Below are 8,230 nucleotides of genomic sequence, written 5' to 3'. Positions count from 1 at the left end.
CTGCGTATACGTACTGCGTATACGTACTGCGTATACGTACTGCGTATACGTACTGCGTATACGTACTGCGTATACGTGGGGCGTATACGTGGGGCGTATACGTGGGGCGTATACGTGGGGCGTATACGTGGGGCGTATACGAACTGCGGGAGGGGCGGTTAGTTGCGGCGGAGTAGGAGCCAGCTGAGTTGGGGGATGGTTGGGGTGGGGGGGGATTGTTGTTGGGTGATGAGATTGGTCCAGATGCCGGTGGGGAGGGGGTAGGCGATTGGCGCCAGGCCGGCGTTGAAAATGGCGAGGACCTCGCCCTGCCCGGCTTCGCCGCGGTACCAGGCGATGACGTTGCCGCTGCTGCTGGCGATGCGAAGTGCGGGGGAGGTTAGTGCGGGGGTGTTCGCGCGCACGGCGGCGAGCTGCGTGTAGTGCGCGCGCATGGTGGCGCTGCACTGGTCCCATTGCACGGGGTAGCGATTCTCGTTCATGGCGCCGGTGAAGGCGCATTCGTCGCCCTGAAACGTGAGGGGGACGCCCGGGAGGGCGAAGAGCATCGCGGTGGCGAGCTGTTGGCGGGCGAGGACATCGCTCGCGGGGGTCGTGCCGAGGGGGCCGGCGCCGAGTTTGGTGAGGAGGCGCGGGGTGTCGTGGGTGGCGATGACGTTGAACGCCATCGCGGTGGACGCCTCGGGGTACTCCATGAATACCAGCCCGAGATTGTCGGCGGCGTCGCTGCCGCTCATGATGCCCTTCACGAAGGGCTCCACGATGGATTGACCGACGGCGTAGTTCATGAGCGCGTCGTACTGATCGCCCTGCACCCACGACGGGGCGCGGTCCCAGATCTCCCCGACGACATAGGCGTCGCTCTTCACGCTCTTCGCGGTTTCACGCAACGCGCGCGCGAAGGCGGCGGCGTTCGGGAGTTCGTTGGGGACGTCCACGCGAATGCCGTCGAAGCCGAACTGCATCCAGGTGCGGGCGACCTGCATGAGGTAGTTCAACACCTCGGGATTGGCGGTGTTGAGCTTGGGCATCGCGCCGCTGCCCGCGAAGGTGGCGTAGTGCGCGGGGTTGCCGATCTGGATCTGCGCGGCGGGCACGGTGAAGGTGAACCAGTTCCATGAGGCACTGGTCGGCCCGTTCTTCACGGCGTCCTGAAAGCGCGGGAAGCCGAGCCCGACATGATTGGGCACGAAGTCGAACAGCACCTTCATGCTGCGCGCATGGGCCGCGTCGAGCAGCGTGCGCAGCGTGGCCTCGGTGCCGAAGCTCGGCTCGACCTGCAGGTAATCGTAGGTGTCGTAGCCGTGCGCACTCCCCGAGCTGAAGATCGGGTTGAGATACAGCATCGTCACGCCCAGGGCGCGCAGCGAATCGAGGCGCTGCGTGATGCCGGCGAGGTCACCGCCGAAGTACTCGTGGCAGCAGAGCTGGTCGGTGACCGGTGCGCCGCGCCACGGGCGCAGCTGCGGCACGGCCCACTGCGGCATGAATACGTGCTCATCGGTGCTCAGCGTGAGCGCGTCGTTCGAGGGATCGCCGTTCCAGAAGCGCTCGGGAAAGATCTGATAGCCGACGCTGCGTCCAACCCAGGCGACCGACTGGAAGACGCCGGTGGGCACGGTGAACGGGCCAAAGGTGCTGTCGCCCTTGGTAGTGGTGACGCGAATGCGATAGCTCGCGACGCCCACCGGCAGCGTGCCGCGCCAGACGTCCTGGCCGCGATAGCGGAACTGCGGCTGCATGGCGCCCGTGAGGCCATTCGCCTCGACGACCGCCGCCGTGACGCGCCCGGGAGTGGACCGGAAGCGGATGGAGAGTGCGCCGTTGGCGGCCGACAGGTGGGTGGCATTCTGCGGATCGTGCACGAAGGCGATCGGCAGCGTGTCCACGGGCACGGGTGGCGGCGGCGTGACCGAGGGCTGCTCCACAGCGCCCGCCGAGCACGCGGTGCAGGACAGCCAGAGCAGGAGCAGCGACAGACGGGGCGCAGGCATGAGGGAGAAGCTACTTTACGGTATGTCTGCTCCGCACGGCTCGACCGCTCCGTTTCCGCTTGGAATCGTTACCATCTCCGATCGCGCGTCGGCCGGGGTGTACGAGGACAAGTCCGGGCCGGCGATCGAAGCGGTGTATACGCGCTGGATCGCGACGCCGTGGGCGCCCGCCTACCGGCTGGTCCCCGATGAACAGCCGGCGATCGAGGCCGCACTGCGTGAGCTCGCCGACGCGCTGCGCTGCCCGCTCATCGTGACCACCGGCGGGACCGGACCGGCACCGCGCGATGTCACCCCCGAAGCCACAGTGGCCGTCTGCGACCGGCTGCTGCCTGGCTTTGGTGAGCAGATGCGCGCGGTGTCGGTGCGCACCGTGCCCACCGCGATTCTGTCGCGGCAGGTCGCCGGGTCGCGCGGCCAGTCGCTGATCATCAATCTCCCCGGCAAGCCGGCGGCGATTGAAGAGTGCCTGCGCGCCGTGTGGCCCGCGGTACCGTATTGCATCGAACTCCTCGGCGGCCCCAAGCTCGCGTTCACCGCCGAGGCTCCGCAGCATCACCGTCCGTCCTGACCTCTGCCGTCGTATGCCACTCGCTCCGGAACTCCTCAAGATCCTGGTGTGCCCCAAGTGCAAGGGCGCGCTCGAGTACCACACCACGGCCGCCGAGGCGCTGGTGTGTCGCACCGATCGCCTCGTGTATCGCGTGCAGGACGGCATTCCCGTGATGCTGATCGAAGACGCCACGCCGCTCGACGACCACGCGTATCCGGCGACCGCCTGAGATGAGCGACGCGCCGAACGCCGCGCATCGCGGCACCGAACCGTTCTGGCAGCCGGCGACGCGCGTCGTGCGCGCCGGTCTGCCCGACGCGGCTCCCGGCACACCGTATCTCCCGGGCCCCGTATTCGCGGCGCCGTATCACGCCCCGGGTGATCCGGCGGCGTCGCGCTTCACCTACGGCCGCTTCGATAATCCCACGTGGTCGGCGTACGAGAGTGCGCTCGCCGAGCTCGAGGGCGGGCCGTGCCAGCTCTACCCGAGCGGGATGGCCGCCACTGCCGCCGTGCTGGCAACACTGGCGACGCCGGGGAGCACGGTGATCATGCCGACCGAGAGCTACTACACCACGCGCGTGCTCGCGACGCAGGATTTCGCCGGCGCATGGTTCGCGCAGCAGAACCTGAAGGTGCTGCAGGCGCCCACGGCGGGCGATGCGCTCGCGCGGCTGCTCGATGCGCAGCCGGCCGGGTCGGTGTCGTTGCTCTGGTTGGAGTCGCCCACGAATCCGCAGCTTGATGTGTGCGATATCGCCGCCCTCGCCGAGCTCGCACACGCGAAGGGCGCACTAGTCGTGGTGGACAACACCACCGCCACGCCACTCCTGCAGCAGCCGCTCGCGCTTGGCGCCGATGTGTGCGTGGTCTCCGACACGAAGGCGATGACCGGGCACGCCGATCTGGTGCTCGGGCACGTGGCCGTCAAGAACCCGGCGCACGCCGAGGCGCTCCGCACGTGGCGCACGCGCATGGGCGTCATCCCCGGCCCCATGGAAGCGTGGCTCGCGCACCGCTCACTCGGCACCCTGCACGTGCGCCTGATGCAGCAGTGCCGCACGGCGATGGCGGTGGCGGAGTTCCTCGCCGATCACCCGAAGGTGACGGGCGTGCGCTATCCCGGGCTCCCGGACGATCCTGCGCATGCGATCGCGTCGAAGCAGATGTCGCACTACGGCTGCGTGATCAGCTTCGAGCTCGCGAGCGCGGAGGCCGCGGCGCGCTTCTTCGCCACCAGCGAACTGGTGTACGAGGCGACGAGCTTTGGCGGCTTGCACACGAGCGCCGAACGCCGCGCACGCTGGGGCGGCGATGTGGTGAGTGAGGGCTTCATCCGCATGAGTGTCGGGCTGGAAGATGCGCACGACTTGATGGCGGATCTCGCGCTGGCGCTGGCTGCGGCGTGAGCTGCTAGCCGGTCGTGCCTGCTCTGCGGAGGGGCGGAGCTGCGGAGGAACGAAGGGGCGCACCTCACCGTCTCCGTTGCTTCGCTCCTCCGCCCCTCCGCAGGTCAGGCACTACAACCTTTGAACTACTTCTGATGGTGACGAGATGGACAGACGCAACTTTGTAGGCGCGATGGGCGCGCTCGGGGCTGGGGTGATGCTGCGGCCGGCGGATGCGGTGGCGCACGAGGCGGATGATGCGCAGCCCGCGGCGCCGTTTGCGTTTGAGGAGGCCACGGTGGCCGATCTGCAGGCGCGTATGGAATCGGGCGCGCTTACGAGTCGGGCGCTGACGCAGGCGTATCTCACGCGCATTGCCGCCATCGACAAGGCTGGGCCCACGCTGCGCAGTGTGATCGAGGTCAATCCGGATGCGCTGGCGATTGCCGCCGAGCGCGATGCGGAGCGGAAGGCGGGGAAGGTCCGTGGGCCGCTGCACGGGATTCCGGTGCTGGTGAAGGACAACCTCGACACTGCCGACAAGATGCAGACCACGGCGGGGTCGCTCGCGCTGGTGGGGAAGCCGGCGCCCAAGGATGCGTTCGTGGTGGAGAAGCTGCGCGCGGCTGGCGCCGTGCTGATCGGCAAGACGAATCTCTCGGAGTGGGCGAACTTCCGCAGCACGCACTCGTCGAGCGGCTGGAGTGCGCGCGGTGGACAGGTGAAGCATGCGTATGTGCTCGATCGCAATCCGTGCGGCTCGAGCAGCGGGAGCGGCACGGCGATCGCCGCCAACCTCGCGACCGTCGGCATCGGTACCGAGACCGATGGCTCGATCATCTGCCCCAGTTCGATCGGGGGGATCGTGGGGCTCAAGCCCACGGTGGGGTTGGTGAGCCGCGCGGGGATCATTCCGATCTCGGCGTCGCAGGATACCGCCGGGCCGATGTGCCGCACGGTGCGTGATACGGCGCTCGTGCTGCAGGCCATTGCGGGGCGCGACCCGCGGGACAGCGCCACGCAGGCCGCACCGGCAGCGGTGCCCGACTACCTGAGCGGGCTCAAGCCCGACGCGCTCAAGGGCGCGCGCATCGGGGTGGCGCGCCATCTCGCCGGCTTCCACACCAAGGTAGACGCCGTGTTCGAGCAGGCGCTGGACGCGCTCAAGCGCGCCGGCGCGGTGCTCATCGATCCGGTGACGGTGCCGAATGTCGGGAAATACGACGAGGCCGAGAACATCGTGCTGCAGTACGAGTTCAAGGACGGGCTCAATGCCTATCTGGCGAGCCGCGGCGCGACCGCGGCTCACAAGTCGCTGGCCGCGTTGATCGCGTTCAACCGCAATGACGCGGCGCGCGAGATGCCGTGGTTCGGGCAGGAGATCTTCGAACAGTCGGAGGCGCGGGGACCGCTCACCGACCGCGCGTATGTGGAGGCGCTGGCGACCTGTCGGCGGCTGTCGCGCGCCGAGGGGCTCGATGCGCTCTTTGCGCAGCACAAGCTCGATGCCATCGTGGCCCCGTCGAACGGTCCGGCGTGGACGACCGATCTCGTGAACGGCGACCACTTCGGTGGTGGCAATACGTCGGTGGCGGCGGTGGCCGGGTATCCGTCGCTGACCGTCCCCATGGGGTACACGAGCGCGTTGCCGCTGGGGCTCAGCTTTACCGGGCTGGCCTGGACCGAGGCCAAGCTGCTGGCGTACGGGTACGCGTTCGAGCAGGCCACCAAGGCGCGCAAGGCGCCACGGTTCCTCCGGACGATCGGGTAGACGACATTTCGGGATGGCTGAAAAACCGCCCGTAGGGGCTGTCCTGAGTGTCGTGGGTGCCGTCGCCGTGGCGATCGGTACGTGGTTCTTTCTGCGCCGCGCGACCGATGTGGGGCTCGACCGGCTCGCGCGCATCGAACGCATGCAGAAAGTGTGCGTCGAGCGCTACGCGTACGCGCGCAACCGGCTTGATACGATGCGCGTGGATCGCTCGGCGTTGCCGGACACGATCGATGCGCGGTCGAAGGATCGGATCGATCGCTGCGGCGTCTTTCGCGTGGAAGGCGTGAAGGCCGAGCTGCCCAATGCGCGTGAGATGAGCGGCGATCCGATGCCGCGCGGTTTGCGCTGACCCTGACCGGCTTTCGACGATGAAAAAGGTGTGGATCGGCCTGGCCGTCACGCTCGGCGTGGCGCTCGTCGCCTTCTTTACGATCGTGCCGACGATCGTCGATCGCCGCATGAACACCGTGGTGAGCGACACGCCGCCCACGCTCTCCCCCAAGGGGTCAGCGCTGCATCGGCGCCTGTTCGTGGCCGATCTGCACGCCGATGAGCTGCTCTGGGGGCGTGACCCGCTCGCCAAGGCGAGCCACGGGCATGTGGATGTGCCACGGTTGCAAGAAGGGCATGTGGCGCTGCAGGTCTTCAGCGTGGTGACGAAGACCCCGCGCGGCATGAATTACGATCACAACACCGGCGAGACCGACAATATCGCCCTGCTGGCCTTGGCGCAGCGGTGGCCCAGTGCGACGCGCACGAGTTTGCTCGCGCGGGCGCGCTATCAGGCGGAGCGGTTGCAGGATGCCGTGCTGCGCTCGGGCGGCGCGCTCACGCTCATCACCTCGCGCGATTCGCTGGCCGCGTTCATCGAGCGCCGCAATGGAGATCCGGTGCAGGTGGGAGCGCTGCTGGCGATCGAAGGGCTGCACGCGCTCGATGGCACGCTCGAGAACGTGGACGTGCTGTACGCCAGCGGCTTTCGCATGATGGGGCTCGTGCACTTCTTCGACAATGAAGTCGCCGCGAGTGCGCATGGCGTGACCCACGGCGGCCTGACGCCGCTCGGGCGGCAGGTCGTGCAGCGCATGGAGCAGCAGGGTATTCTGGTGGATCTCGCGCACTCCAGCACGCAGGTCATTCAGGAGGTGCTGGCGATGGCCACGCGCCCCGTCGTGGTGTCGCACACCGGTGTCGCGGCGACGTGCCCCGGCCCGCGCAATCTCACCGACGACCAGTTGCGCGCCATCGCGGCGAATGGCGGTCTGATTGGCATCGGCTACTGGGATGGCGCGATCTGTGAACCGACGCTGGCGAACATCGTGAAGGCGATCCGCCACGCGGTGGCGATTGCCGGTGTGGATCATGTGGCCCTCGGTTCCGACTTCGACGGCGCCACCCGGACGCCGTTCGACACGCGTGGTGTGGGCGCCATTACCGATGCGCTGCTCACGGCCGGCCTGACGCAGGACGACGTCGCCAAGATCATGGGCGACAATACCCGCCGCTTCCTGCTGCAGTGGCTGCCGCCGGCCGCCGCGACGACCACGCCATGAATCGCGCCTGGGTCTGGCTGGTTGTGGCCGGCCTGCTCGAAGTGGTGTGGGCGATCGGCCTCAAGGCGAGCGATGGCTTTCGCAAACCTGCCATGGCGGCCGGGACGGTGGCCGCCATGATCGCGAGCTTCTACGGGTTGGCGCAGGCGCTGCGCACGTTGCCGGTGGGAACGGCGTACGCCGTGTGGACCGGCATCGGTGCGGTGGGTACCGCCGCGGTGGGGATGTGGCTGTACGGCGAATCGCGCGACGTGGGGCGGCTCGTGTCGATCGCGCTGATCGTGGCCGGCATCGTGGGGCTCAAGCTGTCGGCACGCGCATAATTAGCGCGCGGAGTATTGGCGCGGATCGTCGGCGCGTGTCGTCCATGCGCGGTTCATGAATCGCGAAAGTGTCAGCGACCGTTGACACTCGCGACTGTCAACGGCGCGTGACTGGCACCATTCCTGATTTGCGGGTATTGAAGCGCCATGCCGTACTTTGCTTCAATCATTCCCGTCCTGCGCGTCGCCGACCTGCCGCGCAGCCTCGCCTGGTATCGCGATCACCTCGGCTTCACCGCCGACGCCCTCCCCGCCGATGTCACGCCCGACGCGTGCATCCTGCGCCGCGACGGCACGGAGCTCATGCTCCGCCGCGTCGCCCCGGGTTCTCCGGTCACGCTCCGCACGTACGACTGGGACGTCTACATCCGTCTCAGCGGCGGTGAGCTGACGCAGCTCCTCGATCACGCACGTCGCAGCACGCCCCTCGTGCGCGGCCCGGAGATCATGCCCACGGGGCAGGTGGAGTTCGAGCTCGAAGACCCCGATGGCCATCGCGTGTGCGTGGCCGAGCAGCTGGCGGATACGCGTGGGTTTCCGCGCGCAGTCGCCTGATTCGTCGCGTCTTTAACTGATCACATCCAAGTTGAAATGAGAAAGGCCTTCCCCCGGCTGGTCGCGGCGTAGCACATCTGAGGTGCTCGC

9 protein-coding genes are annotated in these 8,230 nt (G+C 67.9%); 8 read left to right on the top strand and 1 reads right to left on the bottom strand.

The window, feature by feature from the left end:
• Positions 1 to 158: 158 nt before the first annotated feature.
• Complete coding sequence (locus K2R93_19890) at positions 159 to 1,994, bottom strand: glycoside hydrolase family 13 protein (protein MBY0492113.1); 1,836 nt, start codon at positions 1,992 to 1,994, stop codon at positions 159 to 161.
• 22 nt (positions 1,995 to 2,016) lie between these two features.
• On the opposite strand from K2R93_19890, the gene mog reads away from it, so the two are divergent.
• The 8 genes from mog (at position 2,017) to K2R93_19850 (ending at position 8,140) form a co-directional block, all read left to right on the top strand.
• Positions 2,017 to 2,565 (top strand): molybdopterin adenylyltransferase, encoded by a 549-nt coding sequence (mog, locus tag K2R93_19885; GenBank protein MBY0492112.1) that lies wholly within the window; start codon positions 2,017 to 2,019, stop codon positions 2,563 to 2,565.
• A 13-nt stretch (positions 2,566 to 2,578) separates the two neighbouring features.
• Positions 2,579 to 2,776: a Trm112 family protein gene (locus K2R93_19880; protein MBY0492111.1), complete on the top strand. Its 198-nt coding sequence runs from the start codon at positions 2,579 to 2,581 to the stop codon at positions 2,774 to 2,776.
• A 1-nt stretch (position 2,777) separates the two neighbouring features.
• Positions 2,778 to 3,956, top strand: a complete 1,179-nt coding sequence (locus tag K2R93_19875) for a cystathionine gamma-lyase (protein ID MBY0492110.1) — start codon at positions 2,778 to 2,780, stop codon at positions 3,954 to 3,956.
• Positions 3,957 to 4,152: 196 nt separating this feature from the next.
• Positions 4,153 to 5,706, top strand: coding sequence for an amidase (locus K2R93_19870; protein MBY0492109.1), 1,554 nt, complete (start codon positions 4,153 to 4,155; stop codon positions 5,704 to 5,706).
• A 13-nt stretch (positions 5,707 to 5,719) separates the two neighbouring features.
• Positions 5,720 to 6,058 (top strand): hypothetical protein, encoded by a 339-nt coding sequence (locus K2R93_19865; protein MBY0492108.1) that lies wholly within the window; start codon positions 5,720 to 5,722, stop codon positions 6,056 to 6,058.
• 19 nt (positions 6,059 to 6,077) lie between these two features.
• The gene (locus K2R93_19860) at positions 6,078 to 7,262 is read left to right on the top strand and encodes a dipeptidase (GenBank protein ID MBY0492107.1); all 1,185 of its coding nucleotides are present in this window, start codon (positions 6,078 to 6,080) and stop codon (positions 7,260 to 7,262) included.
• Positions 7,259 to 7,585: a multidrug efflux SMR transporter gene (locus K2R93_19855; protein MBY0492106.1), complete on the top strand. Its 327-nt coding sequence runs from the start codon at positions 7,259 to 7,261 to the stop codon at positions 7,583 to 7,585. The genes K2R93_19860 and K2R93_19855 overlap by 4 nt, the downstream gene beginning before the upstream one ends.
• A 147-nt stretch (positions 7,586 to 7,732) precedes the next feature.
• The gene (locus tag K2R93_19850) at positions 7,733 to 8,140 is read left to right on the top strand and encodes a hypothetical protein (GenBank protein MBY0492105.1); all 408 of its coding nucleotides are present in this window, start codon (positions 7,733 to 7,735) and stop codon (positions 8,138 to 8,140) included.
• Positions 8,141 to 8,230: the final 90 nt, after the last annotated feature.

It is taken from the genome of Gemmatimonadaceae bacterium (genome assembly GCA_019752115.1).
GTDB lineage: Bacteria > Gemmatimonadota > Gemmatimonadetes > Gemmatimonadales > Gemmatimonadaceae > Gemmatimonas.
This window is presented reverse-complemented; position numbering and strand designations above follow the sequence as displayed.

What these genes read in the sequence shown, in the direction of transcription:
- K2R93_19890 (MBY0492113.1), bottom strand. Translation starts at nt 1,994, where the DNA reads ATGCCTGCGCCCCGTCTGTCGCTGCTCCTGCTCTGGCTGTCCTGCACC.
- mog (MBY0492112.1), top strand. Translation starts at nt 2,017, where the DNA reads ATGTCTGCTCCGCACGGCTCGACCGCTCCGTTTCCGCTTGGAATCGTT.
- K2R93_19880 (MBY0492111.1), top strand. Translation starts at nt 2,579, where the DNA reads ATGCCACTCGCTCCGGAACTCCTCAAGATCCTGGTGTGCCCCAAGTGC.
- K2R93_19875 (MBY0492110.1), top strand. Translation starts at nt 2,778, where the DNA reads ATGAGCGACGCGCCGAACGCCGCGCATCGCGGCACCGAACCGTTCTGG.
- K2R93_19870 (MBY0492109.1), top strand. Translation starts at nt 4,153, where the DNA reads ATGCTGCGGCCGGCGGATGCGGTGGCGCACGAGGCGGATGATGCGCAG.
- K2R93_19865 (MBY0492108.1), top strand. Translation starts at nt 5,720, where the DNA reads ATGGCTGAAAAACCGCCCGTAGGGGCTGTCCTGAGTGTCGTGGGTGCC.
- K2R93_19860 (MBY0492107.1), top strand. Translation starts at nt 6,078, where the DNA reads ATGAAAAAGGTGTGGATCGGCCTGGCCGTCACGCTCGGCGTGGCGCTC.
- K2R93_19855 (MBY0492106.1), top strand. Translation starts at nt 7,259, where the DNA reads ATGAATCGCGCCTGGGTCTGGCTGGTTGTGGCCGGCCTGCTCGAAGTG.
- K2R93_19850 (MBY0492105.1), top strand. Translation starts at nt 7,733, where the DNA reads ATGCCGTACTTTGCTTCAATCATTCCCGTCCTGCGCGTCGCCGACCTG.